This is a genomic window from Streptomyces sp. NPDC057424 (assembly GCF_042803315.1).
Classification (GTDB): domain Bacteria; phylum Actinomycetota; class Actinomycetes; order Streptomycetales; family Streptomycetaceae; genus Streptomyces.
In genome coordinates this window covers 18,145-40,948 of sequence record NZ_JBHVCP010000006.1, presented here as the reverse complement: position 1 = coordinate 40,948, position 22,804 = coordinate 18,145, and the positions used below count along the sequence as shown (strand labels likewise).

General features: G+C 69.9%; 26 protein-coding genes, 1 tRNA gene, 1 pseudogene and 1 riboswitch. Of the genes and pseudogenes, 8 read left to right on the top strand and 20 right to left on the bottom strand.

What is annotated here, in order from left to right; genetic code table 11:
- Window positions 1–19 precede the first annotated feature (19 nt).
- Window positions 20–1,363, bottom strand: coding sequence for a DUF445 domain-containing protein (locus ACFU3E_RS07810; protein ID WP_384153667.1), 1,344 nt, complete (start codon window positions 1,361–1,363; stop codon window positions 20–22).
- A gap of 195 nt (window positions 1,364–1,558) precedes the next feature.
- Between ACFU3E_RS07810 and ACFU3E_RS07805 the strand changes: the two genes are divergently transcribed.
- Window positions 1,559–2,923, top strand: coding sequence for an SGNH/GDSL hydrolase family protein (locus ACFU3E_RS07805; RefSeq protein WP_384153664.1), 1,365 nt, complete (start codon window positions 1,559–1,561; stop codon window positions 2,921–2,923).
- A gap of 71 nt (window positions 2,924–2,994) precedes the next feature.
- Here the strand turns inward: ACFU3E_RS07805 and ACFU3E_RS07800 are convergent, their stop codons facing one another.
- Genes ACFU3E_RS07800 through ACFU3E_RS07785 form a run of 4 tightly spaced genes read right to left on the bottom strand, consistent with a single transcriptional unit; the run spans window position 2,995 to window position 6,332 of the window.
- A complete protein-coding gene (locus ACFU3E_RS07800) occupies window positions 2,995–3,696 on the bottom strand; it encodes a DUF1707 domain-containing protein (RefSeq protein WP_384153661.1) in 702 nt (233 codons plus the stop codon).
- Between the two features lie 33 nt (window positions 3,697–3,729).
- A complete protein-coding gene (locus tag ACFU3E_RS07795; RefSeq protein WP_384153658.1) occupies window positions 3,730–4,716 on the bottom strand; it encodes an ATP-binding cassette domain-containing protein in 987 nt (328 codons plus the stop codon).
- A gap of 1 nt (window position 4,717) precedes the next feature.
- The gene (locus tag ACFU3E_RS07790) at window positions 4,718–5,539 is read right to left on the bottom strand and encodes an ABC transporter permease (protein ID WP_384153655.1); all 822 of its coding nucleotides are present in this window, start codon (window positions 5,537–5,539) and stop codon (window positions 4,718–4,720) included.
- Window positions 5,532–6,332 carry an ABC transporter permease gene (locus ACFU3E_RS07785; RefSeq protein ID WP_384154017.1) on the bottom strand — a complete coding sequence of 267 codons (801 nt, stop codon included), beginning with the start codon at window positions 6,330–6,332 and terminating at the stop codon, window positions 5,532–5,534. Before ACFU3E_RS07785 ends, ACFU3E_RS07790 begins: the two co-directional genes overlap by 8 nt.
- Before the next feature lie 467 nt (window positions 6,333–6,799).
- Here ACFU3E_RS07785 and ACFU3E_RS07780 point away from each other — a divergent pair, with 467 nt between their 5' ends.
- Window positions 6,800–9,220, top strand: a complete 2,421-nt coding sequence (locus tag ACFU3E_RS07780) for a transglycosylase domain-containing protein (protein ID WP_384153652.1) — start codon at window positions 6,800–6,802, stop codon at window positions 9,218–9,220.
- A 1-nt stretch (window position 9,221) separates the two neighbouring features.
- Here ACFU3E_RS07780 and ACFU3E_RS07775 read toward each other — a convergent pair whose 3' ends face one another.
- The 3 genes from ACFU3E_RS07775 to ACFU3E_RS07765 all read right to left on the bottom strand — a co-directional run bounded on the left by ACFU3E_RS07775 (window position 9,222) and on the right by ACFU3E_RS07765 (window position 10,441).
- Window positions 9,222–9,542: a multidrug efflux SMR transporter gene (locus tag ACFU3E_RS07775; RefSeq protein ID WP_053669887.1), complete on the bottom strand. Its 321-nt coding sequence runs from the start codon at window positions 9,540–9,542 to the stop codon at window positions 9,222–9,224.
- 34 nt (window positions 9,543–9,576) lie between these two features.
- A riboswitch (guanidine-III (ykkC-III) riboswitch) is annotated at window positions 9,577–9,643 on the bottom strand.
- A 67-nt stretch (window positions 9,644–9,710) separates the two neighbouring features.
- The gene (locus ACFU3E_RS07770) at window positions 9,711–10,013 is read right to left on the bottom strand and encodes a co-chaperone GroES (protein ID WP_202510315.1); all 303 of its coding nucleotides are present in this window, start codon (window positions 10,011–10,013) and stop codon (window positions 9,711–9,713) included.
- 98 nt (window positions 10,014–10,111) lie between these two features.
- Window positions 10,112–10,441 carry a DUF3618 domain-containing protein gene (locus ACFU3E_RS07765; RefSeq protein ID WP_384153650.1) on the bottom strand — a complete coding sequence of 110 codons (330 nt, stop codon included), beginning with the start codon at window positions 10,439–10,441 and terminating at the stop codon, window positions 10,112–10,114.
- A gap of 95 nt (window positions 10,442–10,536) precedes the next feature.
- Here ACFU3E_RS07765 and bcp point away from each other — a divergent pair, with 95 nt between their 5' ends.
- From bcp to ACFU3E_RS07745, 4 genes and pseudogenes are all read left to right on the top strand, one after another.
- A complete protein-coding gene (gene bcp / locus ACFU3E_RS07760; RefSeq protein ID WP_384153646.1) occupies window positions 10,537–11,004 on the top strand; it encodes a thioredoxin-dependent thiol peroxidase in 468 nt (155 codons plus the stop codon).
- Between the two features lie 69 nt (window positions 11,005–11,073).
- Window positions 11,074–11,615: pseudogene (locus ACFU3E_RS07755) on the top strand (HNH endonuclease signature motif containing protein); the annotation flags it as partial.
- Window positions 11,616–11,686: 71 nt separating this feature from the next.
- Window positions 11,687–12,109, top strand: coding sequence for an HNH endonuclease (locus ACFU3E_RS07750; RefSeq protein ID WP_384153643.1), 423 nt, complete (start codon window positions 11,687–11,689; stop codon window positions 12,107–12,109).
- A 14-nt stretch (window positions 12,110–12,123) separates the two neighbouring features.
- Window positions 12,124–12,206 (top strand) — tRNA-Leu (locus ACFU3E_RS07745).
- Window positions 12,207–12,251: 45 nt separating this feature from the next.
- On the opposite strand, the gene rdgB is transcribed toward ACFU3E_RS07745, so the two are convergent.
- From rdgB to ACFU3E_RS07725, 4 genes are all read right to left on the bottom strand, one after another.
- Window positions 12,252–12,854: an RdgB/HAM1 family non-canonical purine NTP pyrophosphatase gene (gene rdgB / locus ACFU3E_RS07740; RefSeq protein WP_384153640.1), complete on the bottom strand. Its 603-nt coding sequence runs from the start codon at window positions 12,852–12,854 to the stop codon at window positions 12,252–12,254.
- Window positions 12,855–12,993: 139 nt separating this feature from the next.
- Window positions 12,994–13,392 carry a hypothetical protein gene (locus ACFU3E_RS07735; protein ID WP_384153637.1) on the bottom strand — a complete coding sequence of 133 codons (399 nt, stop codon included), beginning with the start codon at window positions 13,390–13,392 and terminating at the stop codon, window positions 12,994–12,996.
- Window positions 13,393–13,536: 144 nt separating this feature from the next.
- Complete coding sequence (gene rph, locus ACFU3E_RS07730; RefSeq protein ID WP_384153634.1) at window positions 13,537–14,274, bottom strand: ribonuclease PH; 738 nt, start codon at window positions 14,272–14,274, stop codon at window positions 13,537–13,539.
- 106 nt (window positions 14,275–14,380) lie between these two features.
- Entirely contained in the window at window positions 14,381–14,614 is a 234-nt protein-coding gene (locus tag ACFU3E_RS07725) for a glucose PTS transporter subunit EIIB (RefSeq protein ID WP_384153632.1), read from the bottom strand.
- A gap of 443 nt (window positions 14,615–15,057) precedes the next feature.
- Here ACFU3E_RS07725 and ACFU3E_RS07720 point away from each other — a divergent pair, with 443 nt between their 5' ends.
- Entirely contained in the window at window positions 15,058–16,320 is a 1,263-nt protein-coding gene (locus ACFU3E_RS07720) for a PTS transporter subunit EIIC (protein WP_384153629.1), read from the top strand.
- Window positions 16,321–16,383: 63 nt separating this feature from the next.
- Here ACFU3E_RS07720 and ACFU3E_RS07715 read toward each other — a convergent pair whose 3' ends face one another.
- Window positions 16,384–17,136, bottom strand: a complete 753-nt coding sequence (locus ACFU3E_RS07715) for an MBL fold metallo-hydrolase (RefSeq protein ID WP_384153626.1) — start codon at window positions 17,134–17,136, stop codon at window positions 16,384–16,386.
- 212 nt (window positions 17,137–17,348) lie between these two features.
- Between ACFU3E_RS07715 and ACFU3E_RS07710 the strand changes: the two genes are divergently transcribed.
- Window positions 17,349–17,852, top strand: a complete 504-nt coding sequence (locus tag ACFU3E_RS07710; protein WP_384153623.1) for a type II toxin-antitoxin system PemK/MazF family toxin — start codon at window positions 17,349–17,351, stop codon at window positions 17,850–17,852.
- 69 nt (window positions 17,853–17,921) lie between these two features.
- Here ACFU3E_RS07710 and ACFU3E_RS07705 read toward each other — a convergent pair whose 3' ends face one another.
- The 7 genes from ACFU3E_RS07705 to clpS all read right to left on the bottom strand — a co-directional run bounded on the left by ACFU3E_RS07705 (window position 17,922) and on the right by clpS (window position 22,772).
- Window positions 17,922–18,872 carry a PLP-dependent cysteine synthase family protein gene (locus ACFU3E_RS07705; RefSeq protein ID WP_384153620.1) on the bottom strand — a complete coding sequence of 317 codons (951 nt, stop codon included), beginning with the start codon at window positions 18,870–18,872 and terminating at the stop codon, window positions 17,922–17,924.
- A gap of 6 nt (window positions 18,873–18,878) precedes the next feature.
- The gene (locus tag ACFU3E_RS07700) at window positions 18,879–19,157 is read right to left on the bottom strand and encodes a MoaD/ThiS family protein (protein WP_384153617.1); all 279 of its coding nucleotides are present in this window, start codon (window positions 19,155–19,157) and stop codon (window positions 18,879–18,881) included.
- 116 nt (window positions 19,158–19,273) lie between these two features.
- Window positions 19,274–19,369: a putative leader peptide gene (locus ACFU3E_RS07695; protein WP_317926516.1), complete on the bottom strand. Its 96-nt coding sequence runs from the start codon at window positions 19,367–19,369 to the stop codon at window positions 19,274–19,276.
- 98 nt (window positions 19,370–19,467) lie between these two features.
- The gene (locus tag ACFU3E_RS07690; RefSeq protein WP_003990554.1) at window positions 19,468–19,890 is read right to left on the bottom strand and encodes a Mov34/MPN/PAD-1 family protein; all 423 of its coding nucleotides are present in this window, start codon (window positions 19,888–19,890) and stop codon (window positions 19,468–19,470) included.
- 133 nt (window positions 19,891–20,023) lie between these two features.
- Entirely contained in the window at window positions 20,024–21,448 is a 1,425-nt protein-coding gene (locus ACFU3E_RS07685; protein ID WP_384153612.1) for an amino acid permease, read from the bottom strand.
- A 365-nt stretch (window positions 21,449–21,813) separates the two neighbouring features.
- Entirely contained in the window at window positions 21,814–22,422 is a 609-nt protein-coding gene (locus ACFU3E_RS07680; protein ID WP_384153609.1) for a DUF2017 domain-containing protein, read from the bottom strand.
- A gap of 32 nt (window positions 22,423–22,454) precedes the next feature.
- Window positions 22,455–22,772 carry an ATP-dependent Clp protease adapter ClpS gene (clpS, locus tag ACFU3E_RS07675; RefSeq protein WP_384153606.1) on the bottom strand — a complete coding sequence of 106 codons (318 nt, stop codon included), beginning with the start codon at window positions 22,770–22,772 and terminating at the stop codon, window positions 22,455–22,457.
- Window positions 22,773–22,804 lie beyond the last annotated feature (32 nt).

Below are 22,804 nucleotides of genomic sequence, written 5' to 3'. Positions count from 1 at the left end.
ACGCCCTGGGTTACTTGCCTCACGCCCCCAGCGCGTGCGACACCGTGTAGATCAGCAGACCGGCCAGTGAGCCGACCACCGTGCCGTTGATGCGGATGAACTGCAGGTCGCGGCCGATGTTGGCCTCGATCTTCTTCGTGGTGTGCTCGGCGTCCCAGCTCGCCACCGTGTCGGTGATCAGGGAGGTGATCTCCTGGCGGTAGGTGGTGACGACGTAGACGGCCGCGCCCTCCACCCACTTGTCGACCTTGTCCTGCACCTTGCGCTCGGCCGCCATGCGCGAGCCCAGCGACAGCAGGGACGCCCGCACGCGCAGCCGCAGTTCGCTGCGCTCGTCCTCGGCCGCCGCGACGATCATGGACCGTACGGCCGTCCAGGCGCTGGCGATGAGGTCCTGGACCTCGCCGCGGCCCAGCACCTCGCCCTTGAGCCGCTCGATGCGGGCCCGGGTGTCGGTGTCGGACTGGAGGTCGGAGGCGAAGTCGGTGAGGAAGCGGTCGAGGGCGCCGCGCGCGGGGTGGGCGGGCATGTCGCGCATCTCGGTGACGAAGCGCAGCAGTTCCTTGTAGACGCGCTCGCCGACCTTCTTGTCGACGAACTTCGGGGTCCAGCCGGGGGCGCCGCCCTGGACGGCGTCCATCACGGAGTCGCTGTGCAGCACGAGCCAGTCGTGGGCGCGGGTGACGACGAGGTCGACCACGCGTTTGTGGCCGCCGTCGGCGACGATCCTCTCCAGCATCTTGCCGATGCCCGGCCCGATCTCCTGGGCGTTGGCCCGGCGGGTGATGGCTTCGCCGACCACGGCCTGGACGTCGGAGTCGCGCAGGACCGTCAGGGCGCCGCGCAGGGCGGTGGACAGCTCGGCGGTGACCCGGTCGGCGTGTTCGGGGACGGCGAGCCAGGCGCCGAGGCGGCTGCCGATGCCGACGGCGCGCAGCCGTTGCCGTACGACGTCCTCGGAGAGGAAGTTCTCGCCGACGAACTCGCCCAGGGAGACGCCGAGCTGGTCCTTCTTGGTGGGGATGATCGCGGTGTGCGGGATGGGGATGCCGAGGGGATGCCGGAAGAGGGCGGTGACGGCGAACCAGTCGGCGAGCGCGCCGACCATGCCCGCCTCCGCGGCGGCGGCGACATAGCCCGCCCAGGGGCCGGCTCCGGAGTTCTGCGCCCACTTGGCGAGGACGTAGACCAGGGCCACGAACAGCAGGAGCCCGGTGGCGGTGAGCTTCATCTGCCGCACACCGCGCTGTTTTTCCTCGTCCGCCGGGCTGAAGGTCGTCATCGCACGGTTCACCGCGCCGGGAGGCCGGGCATGCTGCCCTCCGACGCCGTCGCCCTTTTCCGCTGCTTTCGTCCGTTCCATCCGCTCCACCCGCTTGGTGATCCCGCACACATTGTCCCTTCCTGACCGACTCCTGGAACGGAACAGGAGTTCCCGGCGTCTGTCGGGAGGGGGTATTGCCACGGGGTCCTGTGAACTTCCCCCCGGCCCATGACGCATCATGGGCACATCAGATCGGAGCCTTGGGCTCCCATCGCCCGAGGAGAACAACACAGCATGACCCGAGGACGTGCCGGGGATGTGGGGGAAGCCCCCACCAAATACCGCGCCCTCCTGGCCCTGGTCGTCGCAGCGATCGTGGCCCTTTCCACCGCCATATACGTCGGCGTGGGGTCCGACGACGGCATACGCGACCGGGCCGCCCTCGGCGACGGCCGCGCCCCGCACAACTCCGCGGCCCCCGCCTCCACCGGCACCTGGGTCGGCACCTGGTCCGCGTCTCCCTCCGCCGCGGAGCCCGGCACCGAGACAACCGGCATGGCGGACCGTTCGGTACGCAACGTCATCCACACCAGCGTCGGCGGTACGAGTGCCCGCGTGACGCTGTCCAATCTCTACGGCCAGTCGCCGCTGAGCATCACGCGGGCGACGATCGCCGTCTCCGCGGGCAGCGGCACGGCGGCGGCACTCGCGGACACCCTGCGGCAACTGACCTTCAGCGGCGGACCCGCGGTCGTCATCCCGCCCGGCCGGCAGGTGATGAGCGACGCCGTACGGGTCGTCGTCCCGCACGACTCCGACGTCCTGGTCACCACCTACACGCCGGCCGGCTCCGGCCCGGTGACCTACCACCGGCACGCCCGGCAGATCTCCTACGCCGCCCAGGGCGACCAGACGCAGGACACGACCGGCACGCCGTACACCGAGCAGACCGGATCCTGGCGGTACCTGACCGCGCTGGACGTGCTGAGCAACGAGTCCGACGGCACGGTCGTCGCCCTCGGCGACTCGCTGACGGACGGCATCACCTCCACGCCGGGCACCAACAGCCGGTGGACCGACGTGCTCTCCGACCGGCTGCGCGCCGAGATCGCGGCCGGGCGGGACCTGCCCCGCTACAGCATCGTCAACCAGGGCATCAGCGGAAACCAGGTCCTCGCCGACGGGCTGGGCCGCCCCGCGGACAACCCCAGCGGGCTGAACCGCTTCGGGCGGGACGTGATGGAGCGCACGAACGTCAAGGTCGTCGTCATCGACCTCGGCGTCAACGACATCCTGCGCAACCCGCGCCTCGCCGACCCGGACGCGATCCTGAGCGGACTGCGCACGATGGTGGGACAGGCCCATGCGCGCGGGGTGAAGGTCGTGGGGGCGACCCTGATGCCGTTCTACGGGCACCGCGGCTACACGGAGGCGCGGGAGGCGGTACGCCAGACGATCAACGCGGAGATCCGCGCCGGGCGGGTGTTTGACGCCGTGGCCGACTTCGACCAGGCGCTGCGTGACCCGTACGACCCGCGGCGGCTGCGGTCCGACTACGACTCGGGGGACCACCTGCACCCCAGCGACAGAGGGTACGCGCGGATGGCGGAGTCCTTCGACCTCGAGACACTGAAGGGGTCGGCGCCGGCGGAACTGTAGTCCCGTCCCGTCCCGTCCGCTTCCCGTGCCCGTCGCCTGCCCGCAGGCGACGGGCACACGTCTGTGGGCGCTCAGCGCTCCCCGTCCAGCTCCCGCCGCCCCGCCTTCCGCTCCAGCTTCTCCTGACGGCGCTCCTCGCGGATCCGCAGCTTCTCCGCCCGGGTCAGCTTCCGCTGGACCCCCACGCCGCCCCAGAACGCGAAGCCCGTGACGACGACACGCGGGGCGCCCGGCTCCCCCGGCACCCCCTCCTCACGGTGATCGAAACCGCCCATGACGCCGATGCCGCGGACGACGACCTCCACCCCGGGCGGCACGATCACGTCCACCCCGCCCATGATCGCGATCGCGTTGATCTCGACCTCGCGGTCCGCGAAGCGCGCCTCGCGCAGATCGATCTCCCCACCGCCCCAGAAGGCGAAGCAGGTGAACCGCCGGGGCATCGTCCAGTGCCCCTTGCGCTGGAACCCGGACATCACGGCGACGGCCCACGTGGAGGACCCCTCACCGCCGACGATCCGCCCGGACCAGTCCGGGCCGGCGGCGGGATCCTTCGTCAGGGACACCGACGGCACCGTGACGCCCTCGGCCGGCAGGTCCCGGGTGATCGGCGCCAGCTCCCCGTACGTCCGCGCCCTGTACGTCGCGTCCAGCCGCTCCTCGAACTCCTCCATGTCGAGGCGCCCCTCCGCGAGGGCGTCCCGCAGGACGCCGGCGACCCGTTCACGGTCGGAGTCGGAGGCGCGCAGGTCCGGGACAGCGTCGTCGGTCATACACAGCAGATTACGAGCTCACCCCGCCGGGGGCTACGAGATCGCCCGCTCGGCCTGATCCGCGTACATCTTCGCGATCACCGCCTCGATGTCCGGCTCCCGCACCGACAGGTCCACCAGCGGGTACTCGGCCGCGATCCGCGCCACGAGCGGCGCCGCCGACTCCCCCGCCGGGAACGCCAGCCACTGCCGCGGACCGTCCACACGGACCACCCGGGCGGGCGCCGGCGCCTCGATCGGCGGCAGTTCCCGCTCCAGGTCCACGACCAGGATCCGCTCGCTCTCCCCCGCCTCGTGCAGCCCGGCGAGCGGACCGTCGTACATCAGACGCCCGTGGTCGATGACCATCACCCGCCCGCACAACTGCTCGATGTCCTGCAGGTCGTGCGTGGTCAGCAGCACCGTGGTGCCGCGCTCGGTGTTCAACTCCCGCAGGAACTCCCGCACCTTGGACTTGGAGACGACGTCCAGCCCGATGGTCGGCTCGTCGAGGTACAGCACCTCCGGGTCGTGCAGCAGCGCCGCCGCGATGTCGCCGCGCATCCGCTGGCCGAGGGACAGCTGCCGCACCGGTACGTCCAGCAGATCGTCCAGGCCGAGGAGTTCGACCAGACGGTCGAGGTTCTCCCGGTAACGGGCGTCCGGGATCCGGTACATGCGGTGCATCAGCCGGTAGGAGTCGACCAGCGGCAGGTCCCACCACAGCGTCGTACGCTGACCGAACACCACGCCGATGCGGTGCACGAGCCGCGTCCGCTCCCGGGAAGGGTCGATGCCGGCCACCCGCAGCCGGCCCGCGCTCGGTGTGAGGATGCCGGTCAGCATCTTGATCGTGGTCGACTTGCCGGCGCCGTTCGGGCCGATGTAGCCCACCATCTCACCGCGCTCCACACGGAAGGAGATCGAGTCGACGGCCCGCACCTGCCGCCGCTCCCGCTTCATGAAGCCGGTCTTCTTGCGCACCTCGAAGACCTTCTCCACACCGTCGAGTTCGATGAACCCGCTTTCCGAACCGGTCAACTCAACTCCCTGTACTCCGGTACGAACGAAGCCCCGTCCGCCACGCCGCCCCGGCCAGCACGCAGCAGGCCACCGCCACCAGCGGCGAGGCGAACGCCGCCCACCCGGGCAACCCGATCGGGTACGGCCTGCCCAGCACATGGGCGGCGGGCACCCAGTTGACGAAGGCCAGCGGCAGCATGAAGGTCACGCCCCGCACCAGGTCCTTGCCGAACACCGTCGGCGGATACTGCAGCAGCGTCGTCCCACCGTAGGTGAAGGCGTTCTGCACCTCGGCGGCGTCCTGCGCGTAGATCTGGAAGGCCGCCCCCGCCACGAACACCGCCGAGAAGATCGCCGCGCCGCTGACCACCATCACCGGCACCAGCAGCACCTTCGGCGCACTCCAGTCGACGTCCACCGACACCAGCGCCCAGCCCAGCACCACCGCGCCCTGGACGACCCGGCCCAGCCGGCGCAGCGCGAACCGGTCGGCCCCGACCTGGGCGAGCACCGGCGCCGGACGCACCAGCAGCGTGTCGAACGAGCCGTCGCGCATCCGGGCCCCCAGGACGTCCATCGAGCCGAGCGCCAGATCGGCGATCCCGAACGACGTCACGGACAACCCGTACAGGAAGGCGACCTCGGGCAGCGACCAGCCGCCCAGCGAGTCGACCTGCGAGAACATCAGCAGGATCCCGACGAAGTCCAGCCCGGTCACCGTCAGGTTCCCGAACACCGTGACCACGAACGAGGTGCGGTACGTCACGCTGGACCGCACCCATATCCCGGCGATCAGCCGGTAGGCCCGCAGCCCCTCGGCCAGGGCACCGCGCTCACCCACCCTGCACCACCACCCGCCGCGTCGCCGCCGACTGCAGCAGCCGGCCCGCCGCCAGCAGCACCACCGCCCACGCCGTCTGGAAGGCGAACGCCCCGAGCGGGGCCGTCTCCCCCATCAGCACATCCGCCGGCATCTGGATCTGCGCCGCCCACGGCAGCACCCGCACCACCTCGCCGAGCGCACCCGGGAACGCGTTCAACGGCAGCACCATGCCCGAGAAGAAGACCCCCGTGACCATCAGCACCTGGCTGACACCCATGCCGTCCATCAGCCAGAACACACTCAGAGCCGCCAGATAGCGGATCGCGAAGCTCACCACCGTCGCCAGCAGCAGCGCGACCACGAAGGCCGCCCACGCGAAGACATCCGTGGGCAGCGCCATCGGGAAGAAGACCGCGCCGAACACGAACGGCACCACCCCCCGACCCAGCATCTGGAACAGCGCCCGCCCCACATCCCCCGCCAGCCACCACAACTGCAGATCGGCCGGCCGGTACAGGTCGACGGCGATCTCACCGGTGCGGATGCGCTCCATCAGGTCCTTCTCGGCGCCCCCGCCCTGGATCGCCAGCGTCGCGAAGAGGCACTGCCCCAGCCACACATACGTCACGGCCTGGGCCTGGTCGTACCCCCCGAGATGCGGCCTCTCCTCCCACAGCGCCAGATACGTGTAGACGAGGATGACGCCGAAGACCGTGTTGGTGAACACCCCGGCCACCGTGGCAGCCCGATACGTCGCGTACCGCCGGAAACTCCCTGCCGCGACGGCCGCGTACAACCGTCCCGAGCCCACATCCACAGCCCTCCTCGCCGCCCGGCACCGAAGCGCAGGAGCCTAGTGCTCCGGCGAACGGGCCTGCCACGCAATTTCGGGGGCGGTGAGGGCGCCGCGCGGCGAGTACGCACCGGCCCAGACGGTACGATCCGTTGCGTCCGCGTGGGCCGAGGTGCCCGTGGCCAGGGCGAGCAGCGTGGCGGCGGTGCCGGCCTGGCGGAGCGTACGAGCCGTCGCGATCCACGGCCGTGTCCCCCTTCGGGGCGAATGTCGCGCGGGCGAGATCACGATTCGGGCAGGCGTGCGCAACAGCACGACCCGCCCCGTGCCCGCCCGCACGCGGCACGCCCGACCACACGGCTCACGACACGGCCCTCGATCAGGGAACTGATCACCGGATGGGACAGTCTTCATCACAGGGGCGCAAGAGCGAGCAGAGACGTACGGGAACGACGTACGACGCGAAACAGGAGTCCGTGCACGACATGAGTGACGAGCCTCAGCCGCAGCAGCCGAATCCGGGCTGGGCACCGAGCACGCCGCAGGCGCACGCCGACGGCGACCCGGGCACGCCCGAGGCCACCGCGGCCGGGAAACCGAAGCGGACCGGCTGGCGCCGGATGATCCCGACCTGGCGCATGACGCTCGGCGGCCTCGTCATCGTCGTCCTGCTCCTGGCGGGTGGCTTCTTCCTGGGCTACTCCCTCGTGAAGATCCCCCCGGCCAACGCCCTCGCCACCAAGCAGGCCAACGTCTACCTCTACGCCGACGGCTCCGTGATCGCCCGCGACGGCGAGGTCAACCGGGAGAACGTCACACTCCCGCAGATCTCCAAGGACGCCCAGCACGCCATCCTGGCCGCCGAGGACCGCGACTTCTACACCGAGTCCGCCGTCGACCCCAAGGCCATGGTCCGCGCCGCCTGGAACACCGCCCTCGGCAAGGGCAAGCAGTCCGGCTCCACGATCACCCAGCAGTACGTGAAGAACTACTACCTGCGCCAGGAACAGACCGTCACGCGCAAGGCCAAGGAGTTCTTCATCGCGATCAAGCTGGACCGCGAGGTCAGCAAGGACCACATCCTCGAGGGCTACCTCAACACCAGCTACTTCGGCCGCAACGCCTACGGCATCCAGGCCGCCGCCCAGGCCTACTACGGCATGGACGCCAAGGACCTCGACCCCGCCCGCGCCGCCTACCTCGCCGCACTCGTCAACGCGCCCAGCCAGTACGACGTCGTCGCCCACCCCGAGAACCGCAAGGCCGCCGAGTCCCGCTGGAACTACGTCCTGGACGGCATGGTCAAGAAGGGCTGGCTCAACGAGTCCGAGCGCACCGGCATGAAGTTCCCCATGCCGAAGGAGTCCACCCTCTCCACCGGCATGTCCGGGCAGCGCGGCTACATCGTCCGGATCGTCAAGGACTACCTCACCCAGAACAAGATCATCGAGGAGAGCAAGCTCGACGCGGGCGGCTACCGCATCACGACCACCCTGCAGAAGGGCAAGCAGGACGCGTTCGTGAAGGCCGTCAACGACAAGCTGATGTCCAAGCTCGACAAGAAGAACAACAAGGTCGACACCTACGTCCGCGCGGGCGGCGCCTCCGTCGACCCCAAGACCGGCAAGGTCGTGGCGATGTACAACGGCATCGACTACGTCAAGCAGTACACCCCGAACGCCACCCGCAGGGACTTCCAGGTCGGCTCCACCTTCAAGCCCTTCGTGTTCACCTCGGCCGTCGAGAACCACTCCGAGACCCAGGACGGCCGCGTCATCACCCCGAACACCATCTACGACGGCACCAACAAGCGTCCCGTACAGGGCTGGACCGGTGACCCGTACGCCCCCGAGAACGAGGACCAGCGCTCCTACGGCGACATCACCGTCACCGAGGCCACCGACAGCTCCGTGAACTCGGTGTACGCACAGATGGCCGCCGACGTCGGCCCCGCGAAGGTCAAGCAGACCGCGATCGACCTGGGCGTCCCCGAGACCACCCCCGACCTCGCCGACGGCCCCGCCATCGCGCTCGGCACCGCCACCGCCAGCGTCCTCGACATGGCGGAGGCCTACGCCACCCTCGCCAACCACGGCCGGCACGGCACCTACACGATGGTCGAGAAGGTCACCAAGGAGGGCACGCCCATCGAGCTGCCCGAACGGCGCACCCGGCAGGCCGTGAGCCGCGAGGCCGCCGACACCACCACCTCCATGCTGCAGAGCGTCGTCCAGAACGGCACGGCCTCCGCCGCGCAGGCCGCGGGCCGCCCCGTCGCCGGCAAGACCGGCACCGCCGAGGAGGACACGGCGGCCTGGTTCGCGGGCTACACCCCCGACCTCGCCACCGTCGTCGCCGTCATGGGCCAGGACCCGGTCACCGCCGCCCACAAGTCGCTGTACGGCGCCATGGGCCTGCAGCGCGTCAACGGCGGCGGCCCACCCGCCGAGATCTGGACGCAGTTCACCCAGGACGCCCTCAAGGGCAAGCCCGCCAAGGAGTTCGACCTCAGGCTCCAGCCCGGTTCCGACGTCTCCCAGGCACCCAGCAGCGACGCCACGGCCGACCCGACCACCGGCGCCACCACCGACGGCGGCACGACCACCGGCGGCGAGGAGACCGGCACCGAGACGCCCGGCCAGACCCCCAGCGCCCCCGAGGGGCAGACCGAGGGCCAGACCGACGGCGGCACCACCGACGGCGGCACCGGCGGCCAGTCCCCCACCGGCGGCGGCACCGCGGACGGCGGCACCACCGACGGCGGCACCTCCACCGACGGCGGCACGACCGACGGCGGCACGACGGAGGGCGGAGGCGGCGGCGGCGACACGAGCGACGGCGGCGCGACAGGCGGCCCGACCGGCCCCGGCTGGGGCGTGGTCCCGCAGGGCGCGCGCCGCGAGTAGATCAATGACCGCTGGTCGCCTTCAGCCCCACGACGGCGACCAGCAGCAGGCACACGAAGAAGATCCGGGCGGCGGTCGCCGGCTCACCCAGCACCGCCATGCCGAACACCGCCGCCCCGGCCGCACCGATCCCCACCCACACGCCGTAGGCGGTACCGATGGGAAGGGTCCTGGCGGCCTGCGACAGCAACAGCATGCTGGCGACGATGCCGGCACCCGTGAGCACACTGGGCAGCGGACGCGTGAAGCCGTCGGTGTACTTCATGCCGACGGACCACCCCACCTCGAGCAGACCGGCGACGACGAGCAGAACCCAGGCCATGACGGGCACCTCCGGGAGACGGGCTGACGGTGTCGGTGCGTCGTCTTCGCCTTGAACCCGGTACGGCGCGTCTCGTCGGGGGTCCCCCAACGTAGCAAAGCCGGACGACATGGCGAAGGGGCCGGTGACCAGGGTCACCGGCCCCTCTCCGCACTGCTGCCGCCGGTCCTACAGGTACAGGCCCGTCGAGTCCTCGGCCCCCTCGAACCGGTCCGCGGCCACGGCGTGCAGATCACGCTCGCGCATGAGCACGTACGCGATCCCCCGCACCTCGACCTCGGCACGGTCCTCCGGGTCGAACAGCACCCGGTCACCCGCCTCCACGGTCCGCACGTTCTGCCCCACCGCGACGACCTCGGCCCAGGCCAGCCGCCGGCCGACCGCCGCCGTGGCGGGGATCAGGATGCCGCCGCCGGAACGCCGCTCGCCCTCACTGGTGTCCTGCCGCACGAGTACGCGGTCGTGCAGCATCCGGATGGGCAGCTTGTCCGGATGGGTACTCTGCTCGCTTCTGTTGGCGCTCACGCCCTGAAACCTACCTGTCTTCCCCGCGAACGTACGCAGTCGGGTCAGCCCTTGCGCCGCCGCGTGCCGACCGCGAGCAGCCCGACCACTCCCACCACGACGAGCGCGACCGGCACGACCCGCTCCAGCCGCGGCGCGCCGTCCTCGTCCACGAACCGGGCCCGCACGTCCGTGACGGCCCGGTTGACCTCCACGTAGGCCCGCCCGAGAGTGTGGTCGACATGGGAAGCGACCTTGGCCTTGGCATCCCCGACGATCGTCTTCGGGTGCACCCGCATCCCGATCTCGTCGAGGGTCTCGGCCAGGGTCGCGCGGCGGCGCCTGATGTCCGCCTCGATCTGCGCCGGGGTCCTGGGGTCCGCCGTGTCCGCCACCGTGTCGCCTCCGAAGTCGGTGTGAAGCCTGTGTGGGACAGTCTGTCAGCTCCACGGCTCATCACACTGTCAGCACCCCCGGTTACGCTGGCCAGATGAGCGAGCGACTCCAGCCGGGGGACGTGGCCCCCGCCTTCACCCTGCCCGACGCCGACGGCACCGAGGTGTCCCTGTCGGACCACAAGGGCCGCAAGGTCATCGTGTACTTCTACCCGGCCGCCCTCACGCCCGGCTGCACGAAGCAGGCCTGCGACTTCACGGACAACCTGGAGCTGCTGACGGGCGCGGGCTACGACGTCATCGGCATCTCTCCCGACAAGCCGGAGAAGCTGGCCAAGTTCCGCGACAAGGAGTCCCTCGAGGTCACCCTGCTCGCCGACCCGGACAAGCAGGTCCTGGAGTCCTACGGCGCCTTCGGCGAGAAGAAGCTCTACGGCAAGACGGTCGTCGGCGTCATCCGCTCCACGATCGTCGTGGACGAGGAGGGCAACGTCGAGCGCGCCCTGTACAACGTCAAGGCGACGGGCCACGTCGCCAAGATCATCAAGGACCTGGGGGTCTGAGACCCCGCTGTCCCTTCCGCGAGCGGCTCGTACCGGTGAGGTCCGGTACGAGCCGCTCGGCATTTCGGGAGTTCTACGCGGGATTACATCCGGGAGCGGATGAAGAAGCTGGGGGTGGACACGTCCCACTGCGAGCGGGAGGGGCTGAAGTGGACCAGGAACGTCCTGGAGCGGGCGGTCGCGGTGTCGACGAACATGTGCGAGGTGTTGCGGAATCTCGGGCTCGAAGTGGTGGGCGGGCATCACACTCACATCAGCCGCCGCATCAAGGCGTACGGAATCGACACGTCGCATTTCCAGGTACCGGCCCGGCGTGGGAAACCCTGGCGTCCGCGAACACCGGCGGCCTTCCTCGTCGAGCAACCGGCCGATCGCGCCCGACGCTTCCGAGTGACCGCCTCAAGTGGGCGATGACGTCCTCGGGAGTGGCCGAGCAGTGTGCCCTGTGCGGCACGGAGGCGGTGTGGCGGGGCCGCCCGCTCCCTCTGGAGGTCGATCACGTCGATGGCAACTGGAGGGACAACCGGATCGGGAACCTTCGGTTCCTCTGCCCCAACTGCCATTCGGCAACAGACAGTTACCGAGGGCGCGGCAAGAGGCGCGCTTCGTGAGGCGCCGGCGGGCGCGGCCCTCCCCTGAGGAACTACGCGCCGGGGTTTCCGAGTCCATCTCTTTCTCCGAGGTGCTGCGCCGCCTGGGACGCCCGGACACCGGCACGCAGCGCGCGCACCTGCGTCGGTGGATCGCCGAGGACCAGCTCACTACGGAGCACTTTCTGGGCCAGGCCCACCAGCGGGGGAAGCGCCGCCTGACCTCGGCCAGGCGCCCGGAGGACATCCTGGTCAAGCAGGAGGGCAGGCGCCGGACCCGAACCGTTGTACTTCGCCGGGCGCTCCAAGAGATGGGCGTACCCGAGGAGTGCGCCGACTGCGAGATCGGCCCAGAGTGGTTCGGAAGGCCCATGACGCTGGAAGTGGATCACATCAACGGGGACTGGAGCGACGATCGGCTGGAGAACCTGCGGCTGCTGTGCCCCAACTGCCACGCAACAACAGACACCTGGTGCCGAGGAGGGCGACGCAGGCAGGTGGCCTTCGACCGGTAGCATGGCGGCCACACGCGGCCGTGGCGAAATGGCATACGCGAGGGCCTTAGGAGCCCTTGGGCGAGAGCCCGTGTGGGTTCGAATCCCACCGGCCGCACGCGCGCAGAGGGGCCGCCCGGGCTGGGCGGCCCCCTCCCGCATCTCAGCCCAGCAGCTCCCGCACCACCGGCACCAGCGCCCGGAACGCCTTCCCCCGGTGGCTGATCGCGTTCTTCTCCTGGGGGGTCAGTTCCGCACAGGTCCGTCGCTCGCCCTCCGGCTGGAGGATCGGGTCGTAGCCGAAGCCGCCCGAACCCGCCGGCTTGTGACGCAGGACACCCCTCAACTGTCCCTCGACCACCCGCTCCCTGCCGTCCGGCAGGGCCAGTGCCGCCGCGCAGGCGAAGTGGGCGCCCCGGTGTTCCTCGGCGATGTCCGAGAGCTGGGCGAGGAGGAGGTCCAGGTTGGCCTTGTCGTCGCCGTGGCGGCCGGACCAGCGGGCGGAGAAGATGCCGGGGGCGCCGTTGAGGACGTCGACGCAGAGGCCGGAGTCGTCGGCGACGGCGGGGAGGCCGGTGGCCCGGGCGAGGGTGTGGGCCTTCAGGAGGGCGTTCTCCGCGAAGGTGACGCCGGTTTCCTTGACGTCGGGGATGTCCGGGTAGGCGTCGGCGCCGACGAGGTCGTGGGGCAGCCCGGCTTCGGCGAGGATCGTCCGGAGTTCGGTGATCTTTCCGGTGTTACGGGTGGCGAGGATCAGGCGACTCATGGCCCCCAGTATTGCGGGAGCCGGGAGCCGCGCCCCGTCAGGGGCGCGGGAAACTGCGCGAGCGACCACGACGGACGCGCGGTCGGCCGCCTACAGGACCCGGCAGACGAGAAGCCGGGTCGGCCCAGCGAGCGCGGCGCTACGGCGTGCAGACCTTGGTCAGTTCGCCGGCCGCGTCCGTGACCGGGCTGATGTCGGGCGTCTCGTCGCCGTTCTTGATGGACGTGCGGACGTTGTCGACGGCCTTGTCGAGGTCGTCGACGGCCTTGCTGACATCCGCGTTGTCGGTCTTGTCGCCGATCTCGCCGAGGTTCCTGTCGATGGAGTCGAGGGACTCGTCGAGCTGTGTCGGGTCGTTCGCCGCGCTGTCGACCGCCTGCTGGAGTTCCGTGACGCTGTCGGCGATGGCGTCGGCGGTCTGGACGCAGTCCAGCGCCTTGTCGACGGCGGCGCAGCCGGTGGTGAGTCCGGCGGTCAACGCGACGGCCGCCAGGGTGGCGGCGACGGCTGGGATGCGGCGTCGGCGGCTCGCGGCCATGGAGCGGTCCCTCTCGTTCGGTCGGGCCGGTCGGGCCCGCGCGGCTGGCCGGGCGCACAGGGGTGAGCCGTGCGCCCGTACTCCTTGAGACGCGAGTGTGCTGGGCGCGGTTGCCCGTGCCTGGTACCTGTCTTGGTGTGCGCTTTACTTTTCGAGGGCGGTGTCGAGCGCGGTGCGCTGGTGGGCGGCGAGTTCGTCGCAGCCGGCGACGGCGAGGTCGAGGAGGGCGTTGAGTTCGTCGCGGGCGAAGGGTTCGGCTTCGGCGGTGCCCTGGACCTCGACGAAGCGGCCGTCGCCGGTGCAGACGACGTTCATGTCGGTGTCGGCCTTGACGTCTTCCTCGTAGCAGAGGTCGAGGAGGGGGACGCCGCCGACGATGCCGACGGAGACGGCGGAGACCGTGCCGGTCAGGGGATGGCGGCCCGCCTTGATCAGCTTTTTGCGCTGGGCCCAGGCGACGGCGTCGGCCAGGGCGACGTAGGCGCCGGTGATGGCGGCGGTGCGGGTGCCGCCGTCGGCCTGGAGGACGTCGCAGTCGAGGACGATGGTGTTCTCGCCGAGGGCCTTGTAGTCGATGACGGCGCGCAGGGAGCGGCCGATGAGGCGGCTGATCTCGTGGGTGCGGCCGCCGATGCGGCCCCTGACGGACTCGCGGTCGCCGCGGGTGTTGGTGGAGCGGGGCAGCATGGAGTATTCGGCGGTGACCCAGCCTTCGCCGCTGCCTTTGCGCCAGCGGGGGACGCCTTCGGTGACGGAGGCGGTGCAGAAGACCTTGGTGTCGCCGAAGGAGACGAGGACGGAGCCTTCGGCGTGCTTGCTCCAGCCGCGCTCGATGGTGATGGGGCGGAGCTGCTGGGGGGTGCGGCCGTCGATTCGAGACATGCGGCTGAGCCTATCCGTACGTGCGGAGGGGGCCCCTCCCGCGGTGGGAGGGGCCTCGGTGTGAGCCGGGATGTCAGGGGGCGAAGCCCGGGACGATCCCCGCTCTTCACATCATGTCTTCGATGTCCGCTGCGATGGGGTCGGCGTCGGTGCCGATGACGACCTGGATCGCGGTGCCCATCTTGACGACGCCGTGTGCGCCGGCGGCTTTCAGGGCGGTCTCGTCGACCTTGGCGGGGTCTACGACCTCGGTGCGGAGGCGGGTGATGCAGCCTTCGACTTCTTCGATGTTGTCGATGCCGCCGAGCCCGGCAACGATCTTCTCAGCCTTGGTGGCCATGTTCGTTCTCCCTGATCCGAACCGCTTTGTCGCAGTAACCCACAGTTGGCCCCTCCTCGCGAGCGGCCCTGTCGTGTGTGCCGAATGATGGCGTCTCGTTCGTGCGACCGTCGAACGACTGGTCTACACCACGAGCCCACCTCTCGACAAAGGGGACGGGTCACCGTCGGCGCATTACGTGATCTTCCGGTTCGCATCACGGAGTTCGACCCGGGGCTTCCGGGGCGTGAGCCGGGGGAGGATGTGGCGGACAGCGCCGAGGCGTGATCGTCACATCGGGCGGAATTGGCGGGTTCCACTCGTTCGGCCTACCGTGCTACAACTGGTCTACACCACTCACTGGTGGAGGTCGCGCGGTGATGACCGCGTTCCCCTTTCTTTGAGACGCCGCCGTCCCCCATCGCATTCTTCCTGGGCGGCGCCGTGCCCCCTGGAGGAAGTTCATGTCCACTGACACAGCCGCGCCCGCGAGCCCGAAGAAGGGGACGGCCGTGATGGCCGTCATGCAGCGGATCGGCCGCAGCCTGATGCTGCCCGTCGCGGTGCTCCCCGCCGCGGCCCTGCTGGTCCGCCTCGGCAACACCGACATGCTCGGGCGCGAGTCGTTCCCCGCGTTCATCACCAAGATCGCGAGTTTCATGGCGGCCGGTGGCAACGCGATCCTCGACAACATGGCGCTGCTGTTCGCCGTGGGCATCGCGATCGGCTTCGCCAAGAAGTCGGACGGCTCCACCGCCCTGGCGGCCGTGGTCGGATACCTCGTCTTCAAGAACGTGCTCGCCACCTTCACCGACGAGAACCTGCCGCAGGTGGCGAAGGTCGTCGACGGCAAGATCGTCATGACGGACGCACCGGTCGACGCCAAGGTGCTCGGCGGTGTCGTCATGGGTCTCGTGGTGGCCCTGCTCTACCAGCGGTTCTACCGCACCAAGCTGCCGGACTGGGCCGGCTTCTTCGGCGGCCGACGCCTGGTCCCGATCCTGTCCGCCTTCGCGGGCCTGGTGATCGGCATCGTCTTCGGCTACATCTGGCCGGTCCTCGGCACGGCCCTGCACAACTTCGGTGAGTGGCTGGTCGGCTCCGGGGCCGTCGGCGCGGGCATCTTCGGTGTCGCCAACCGCGCGCTGATCCCGATCGGCATGCACCACCTGCTGAACTCCTTCCCCTGGTTCCAGGCCGGCACCTACGAGGGCAAGAGCGGCGACATCGCCCGGTTCCTGGCGGGTGACCCGAGCGCCGGGCAGTTCATGACCGGCTTCTTCCCGATCATGATGTTCGCCCTGCCGGCCGCCTGCCTGGCGATCGTGCACTGCGCCCGTCCCGAGCGCCGCAAGGTCGTCGGCGGCATGATGTTCTCCCTCGCGCTGACCTCGTTCGTCACCGGCGTCACCGAGCCCATCGAGTTCACGTTCATGTTCATCGCGCCGGTGCTGTACGCGATCCACGCGGTGCTCACAGGTGTCTCGATGGCGCTGACCTGGGCCCTGGGCATGAAGGACGGCTTCGGCTTCTCGGCCGGAGCGGTCGACTTCTTCCTGAACCTGGGCATCGCGACCAACCCGTGGGGTCTGGCCCTGGTGGGCCTGTGCTTCGCGGCGGTGTACTACGCGGTGTTCCGCTTCGCGATCGTCAGGTTCAACCTGCCGACGCCGGGCCGGGAGTCCGACGAGGAACTCGCCGAGCTGCAGAAGGCGGAGGCCAAGTAGTCCGCACGACGGCGAAGGCCCCGGAACCCGCCCTCGGGTTCCGGGGCCTTCGTGTGCCGGGGCTCAGATCTCGTACGTCTGCCGGGGTGCGGCGAGGTCCACCGGACCGTCGTACACCTCCCGGGCGTCGGCGACGTTGACCTGCGGGTCCGTCCACGGCGGGATGTGGGTGAGGACCAGGCGGCGGGCACCCGCCCGGGCCGCCGTCTCACCCGCCTCGCGGCCGTTGAGGTGCAGGTCGGGGATGTCCTCCTTGCCGTGCGTGAACGCGGCCTCGCACAGGAACAGGTCGGTGTCCCGGGCGAGTTCGTCCAGCGCGGGGCTCACGCCGGTGTCACCGGAGTACGTCAGGACCTTGCCGTCGTGCTCGATCCGGATGCCGTACGCCTCCACGGGGTGGGCCACCCGTTCGGTGTGCACCGTGAAGGGGCCGATCTCGAAGGTGGACGGCTTGACCGTGTGGAAGTCGAAGACCTCGCTCATGGAGGAGGCGGAGGGGGTGTCCGCGTAGGCGGTGGTCAGCCGGTGTTCCGTGCCTTCGGGGCCGAAGACGGGGAGTGGATCGCAGCGGCCGCCGTCGTGGCGGTAGTAGCGCGCGACGAAGTACGCGCACATGTCGATGCAGTGGTCGGCGTGCAGGTGGCTGAGGAAGATCGCGTCGAGGTCGTAGAGACCGCAGTGGCGCTGCAGCTCGCCCAGGGCACCGTTGCCCATGTCGAGAAGCAGCCGGAAGCCGTCGGCCTCGACGAGGTAGCTCGAGCAGGCCGAATCCACGGACGGGAACGACCCCGAGCAGCCGACGACGGTGAGCTTCATGAAGCAGAAACCTCCGCTGGCGGGAATGTCGGAGAGGGGCGTCGGGGGTCGTGCGGTCCGTCGAGCGTAAGGCGCAAAACCTCCGGTAGCTCCTCCGCCAAGGCCTGTTGTGGGCGAACTCACCTGTGGTGTCACCGGTTCGGCTGGCAGGGCCGGGGGGTGATCCTGGTGAGGGGGGCGCGTGGCAGGTGCGGCGCCGGTAACGTCTCAGTATGGACACGTCCTGGTGGCTCGTGCTCGCCGCGGTGGTACTGCTCGCGCTCATCGCCACGCTCGTCGACGGCTGGGGCCGGGGGCGGCGGCCGACGGCCCGGCGGGTCCGGGCGGCGGCACCGGCCGCCGCGCCGGAGAGCCGGCCGCAGCCGGCGGAGATCTGGTGGGCGGACGTGCCCTACGAGGACGAGGCGGAATCAGAGGGGGCCGCGCGAAGCGCGTCAGGCAGGGCGGCGGTGGGCGACGGGCGGGCGAAGGACCGGCCTTGTCTGGTGCTGGCGGTGCGCGGGGAGCGGGCGACGGTCGCGAAGATCACCACGCGGTTGCGTGGCGGACGTACGGGCGTGATCCCGCTGCCCCCGGGGTCGGTCGGCGATACCCAGGGCCGGGCGAGTTTCCTGGAGACGGACGAGTTGCGCGAGGTCCCGGTGTGGGGTTTCCGGCGGCGGGTCGGCGTGGTGGATCCGGCGCTGTGGGACCAGGTGCGGTACCTGGCGGGCTGAGCGGCACGAAGGGCTGGAGTCCTGGACTCCAGCCCCTTTCTGTGCCGGTCGCGCCGGTCTCTCCGACGGCTACGCCCAGAGCTGGCCCTGGAGCGTGTCGATGGCCTCCTCCGTCGTGGCCGCCGTGTAGACGCCCGTGGAGAGGTACTTCCAGCCGCCGTCGGCGACGACGAACGCGATGTCGGCCGGTTGCCCTGCCTTGACGGCCTTCTTGCCGACGCCGATCGCGGCGTGCAGCGCGGCGCCCGTGGAGACGCCGGCGAAGATGCCCTCCTGCTGGAGCAGCTCGCGGGTGCGGGTGACCGCGTCCGCCGAGCCGACCGAGAAGCGGCTGGTGAGGACGGACTCGTCGTACAGCTCGGGGACGAAGCCCTCGTCGAGGTTGCGCAGTCCGTAGACCAGGTCGTCGTAGCGCGGTTCGGCCGCGACGATCTGGATGTCCGGCTTGTGTTCGCGCAGGTAGCGGCCCACTCCCATGAGCGTGCCCGTGGTGCCGAGGCCGGCCACGAAGTGGGTGACGGACGGCAGGTCGGCGAGGATCTCCGGGCCCGTCGTGGCGTAGTGGGCACCGGCGTTGTCGGGGTTGCCGTACTGGTAGAGCATCACCCAGTCCGGGTGCTCGGCCGAGAGCTCCTTGGCGACGCGCACGGCGGTGTTGGAGCCGCCCGCCGCCGGGGAGGAGATGATCTCCGCGCCCCACATGCCCAGCAGGTCCCGGCGTTCCTGCGAGGTGTTCTCCGGCATCACGCACACGATGCGGTAGCCCTTGAGTTTCGCCGCCATCGCCAGGGAGATGCCGGTGTTGCCCGACGTCGGCTCCAGGATGGTGCAGCCCGGGGTCAGCCGGCCGTCCTTCTCCGCCTGCTCGATCATGTGCAGGGCGGGACGGTCCTTGACCGACCCCGTCGGGTTGCGGTCCTCCAGCTTCGCCCAGATGCGGACGTCGGCGGACGGCGACAGCCGCGGCAGGCGCACCAGGGGGGTGTTGCCGACCGCGGCCAGGGGGGAGTCGTAGCGCATCGGTGATCAGACCATGCCGCCGGCCACGGCCGGCAGGATCGTGACGTTGTCGCCGTCCGTCAGCTTGGTGTTGATGCCGTCGAGGAAGCGGACGTCCTCGTCGTTCAGGTAGACGTTGACGAAGCGGCGCAGCTGGTCGCCGTCCACGATGCGGGCCTGGATGCCCGGGTGCCGGGTCTCGAGGTCGTTGAAGAGCTCGGCGAGGGTGTCTCCCTTACCCTCCACCGCCTTCTGACCGTCGGTGTAGGTGCGGAGGATGGTCGGGATGCGGACCTCGATGGCCATGGCTTCAGGGCTCCTGTCGGGAGTAGTCAGTCGGGGCGCGCGGCAGCGCAGGAACAGCGGGGTGGTGCGTGTGTGCAGCGCCGCGGCTCACGGCCGTACGGCGGCAGGGACCGGCGTCAACAGATGGCGCTGGCGAGCCTGCACAGATCGACGTGCAGCCGCGCCACGAGCAGTGTGCCCGGCGTCTTGTCGCTCACGTCGTGGAAAACCATGGGCTCATCGTATCGATTCCCGGTTCGGGTCCTGGAATGTGATCCCACATGGCGGACGCTTTCGGGCCGGTGAGTGAGACCGTGCTGTTCAGGCGTGTTCAGTAGGCCTCGACGACCTGGACCTCCTCCTCCGTGACCGCGCCCTCGACGATCCGGAAGGAGCGGAACTGGAACTCGCCGGCCCCGTCGGTGTCGGCGGTGGAGACGAGGACGTAGTGCGCGCCGGGCTCGTTGGCGTAGGAGATGTCGGTGCGCGAGGGGTAGGCCTCGGTCGCGGTGTGGGAGTGGTAGATGACCACCGGCTCCTCGTCGCGGTCGTCCATCTCGCGGTAGAGCTTGAGCAGGTCGCCGGAGTCGAACTCGTAGAACGTGGGCGACATGGCCGCGTTCAGCATGGGGATGAACCGCTCGGGGCGGTCCGAGCCCGCCGGGCCGGCGACGACGCCGCACGCCTCGTCGGGGTGGTCCTTGCGCGCGTGGGCGACGATCTGGTCGACGAGGGCCTGGGTGATGGTCAGCATGCTGGCCAGGATAAGCAGAGGGGCCGTTCCGTACCGGGGGCTGGTACGGAACGGCCCATATGCCGGACGCCCTGAGCGGCAGCCGCGGGGAGTGCCACGAGTACTCCCTGCGGCCGGGCGTCCCGTGGGGTGGTCAGCCGACCTTCTCGAACTCCGCCTCGCGGCGCTCGGTGATCTGCGGGTTGCGGCTCTTGAGGACCGCCCAGCCGACGCCCAGGGCCACGGCCCAGACAGCCGCGACGTACAGGCAGACCCGTGCGTCCTTGTCGTACGCGATCATGCAGGTCACGCAGATGAGGAAGAGGAGCGCGACCCAGCTGAGGAGCGCCCCGCCGGGAGCGGGGAAGGACGAGGCGCGCAGCCGGCCCGCGTCGACCGCGGCACGGTAGCGGATGTGGCTGACGAGGATCATCATCCAGGTCCAGATGCCGGCCGCGGTGGCGACGGAGGTGACGTAGAGGAACGCCTTCTCCGGGACGACGTAGTTCAGGAGGACGCCGATACCCATGAGCGCGACGGAGACGGTGACGCCGGCGGCGGGCGTCTTGCGGGCGTTGAGCTTGCCGAACGCCTGCGGTGCCTCGCTGTTGGCGGCCAGGTCGCGCAGCATCCGGCCGGTCGAGTACATGCCCGAGTTGCAGGACGACAGGGCGGCGGTGAGCACCACGAAGTTGACGATGCCCGCGGCGAGCGGGATGCCGATCTCGCCGAAGGCGTGCACGAACGGGCTCTCGCCGGCGGAGAACTCGGTCCACTTGACGACGGAGAGGATCACCAGCAGCGCGCCGACGTAGAAGACGATGATGCGCCAGGGCAGGGTGTTGATGGCCTTGGGCAGGGTCTTCTCGGGGTTCTCGGACTCGCCCGCGGTGACGCCGACGAGCTCGACGGCGAGGTAGGCGAACATGACGCCCTGGAGCGTCATCAGGCTGGAGCCGATGCCGTTCGGGAAGAAGCCGCCGTGCGACCAGAGGTTGGAGACGGCGGCGGTGTCACCGGCGTCGGAGAAGCCGAGGGTGAGCACGCCGAGGCCGATGACGATCATGCCGATGATGGCCGTGACCTTGATCATCGAGAACCAGAACTCGACCTCGCCGAAGATCTTGACGGAGATCAGGTTGACGCCGAAGAGCACCACGAGGAACACCAGGGCGCTGACCCACTGCGGGATCTCCGGGAACCAGAAGTGGATGTAGATCGCGGCGGCGGTGAGTTCGGCCATGCCGGTCACCACCCACATGAGCCAGTACGTCCAGCCCGTGACGAACCCGAAGAACGGGCCGAGGAACTCGCGGGCGTACTCGGCGAAGGAGCCGGAGACGGGCCGGTAGAGGAGCAGTTCGCCCAGGGCCCGCATGATGAAGAAGATCACGACGCCCGCGAGGGCGTACATGAGGATGATGCTGGGGCCGGCCTTCGCGATGTTCGCTCCGGCACCCATGAACAGGCCGACGCCGATGGCGCCGCCGATCGCGATCATCTGGACCTGACGGCTGCCGAGGCCGCGCTCATACCCCTCTTCGGGCACGTCTTCCGTGTCGACCTGCGCAGAGGTCATGTGTGGTGCGCCTTTCTCCATGCCGACCCGGGCCTCGCCTCGGCCTCGGATCGGGTTTCGATCCCCCCGGAATGATGGAGCTGAGCGGGCCCGGAATCCCGCTCGTGCCTGGTCGGCGGTTGCCGGCTCGGTGGCGCACCCGGCCGAACATTCGGGTGGTGTTCTGCCGGGCGGTCGTGAAGATTTATCACGGCCGGGACACGGAACGCGGGGGCGTGATGTGGCGCACCACACAGGGAAAAGCGGGCAAAGGGCACCCGAATCGGCCATAGAAGGCGGGTGCGGTGACGTGATCGTTATCCGGATTTGAGTGTCCTTTGAGCGAACACGACGTGGTCATCCGGTGGCCACAGAACCTGCACAGATCAGGGCATAAGGGTTCCGACCAGCGTCTCCTGGAGTCCGCCCAGCCACAGGTAGGCCATCACCATCGGCTTGCGCGGGTCCTCGTCCGGGAGGCGGTAGAGGAGGTCGGTGTCCTCGTCGTCGGTGATCTCCAGCCGGGAGCCGATCGCGAGCCGCAGGTCGTTCAGGGCTCCCAGCCACTGCTGGGACTCCGCCGGCGACAGCTTCAGCACGGCACCGCCCTCGCCGGCCGAGGCCGAGGAGAGCGCGTCGAGGGAGCGGATCACCGCGAGGGCGCTGTCGCGCTTGCCGGCCCGCAGGTCGTTCTCGGTGTAGCGGCGGAACTCCGCGGAGTACGCCCGCTGCTCCTCGGCGTCCCGGGCCGAGGCGGGCTGCTCGGGATCGCTGTAGGCGTCGGGGAAGAGCCGCCTCAGCACCGGGTCGGAGGGCGGCTCGCTCGGGCCCTCGGCGAACAGCTCGGCGAGCGGGTCGCCGGTGGCGTCCTCGGCGGGGCCGGGGCCGATGAGCTCCAGGAGCTGGACGGCCAGCGACCGGATGATGGAGATCTCGACGTCGTCGAGGGCGACGGCCGCGCCGCCGCCGGGGAGCGGTTCGAAGGTTCCGGGCATGAAAGCCTTTTCGCTGCTGGGCGGGGAGTTGGCTACTTGCGGTCCTGCTGGAGGGTGGCCCACAGGCCGTAGCCGTGCATGGCCTGCACGTCGCGTTCCATCTCCTCGCGGCTGCCGCTGGAGACGACCGCCCGGCCCTTGTGGTGGACGTCGAGCATGAGCTTGGTGGCCTTCTCCTTGGAGTAGCCGAAGTACGACTGGAAGACGTACGTCACATAGCTCATGAGGTTGACCGGGTCGTTGTGGACGATGGTGACCCACGGGACGTCCGGCTCGGGTACGGCGAAGACCTCCTCCGCCGACTCGGTGCGTTCGATCTCCAGGGGCGCGGGTGACGTCACACTGCCCATGCTGCCACCCGAGGGGGGTAGTCGCACAAACG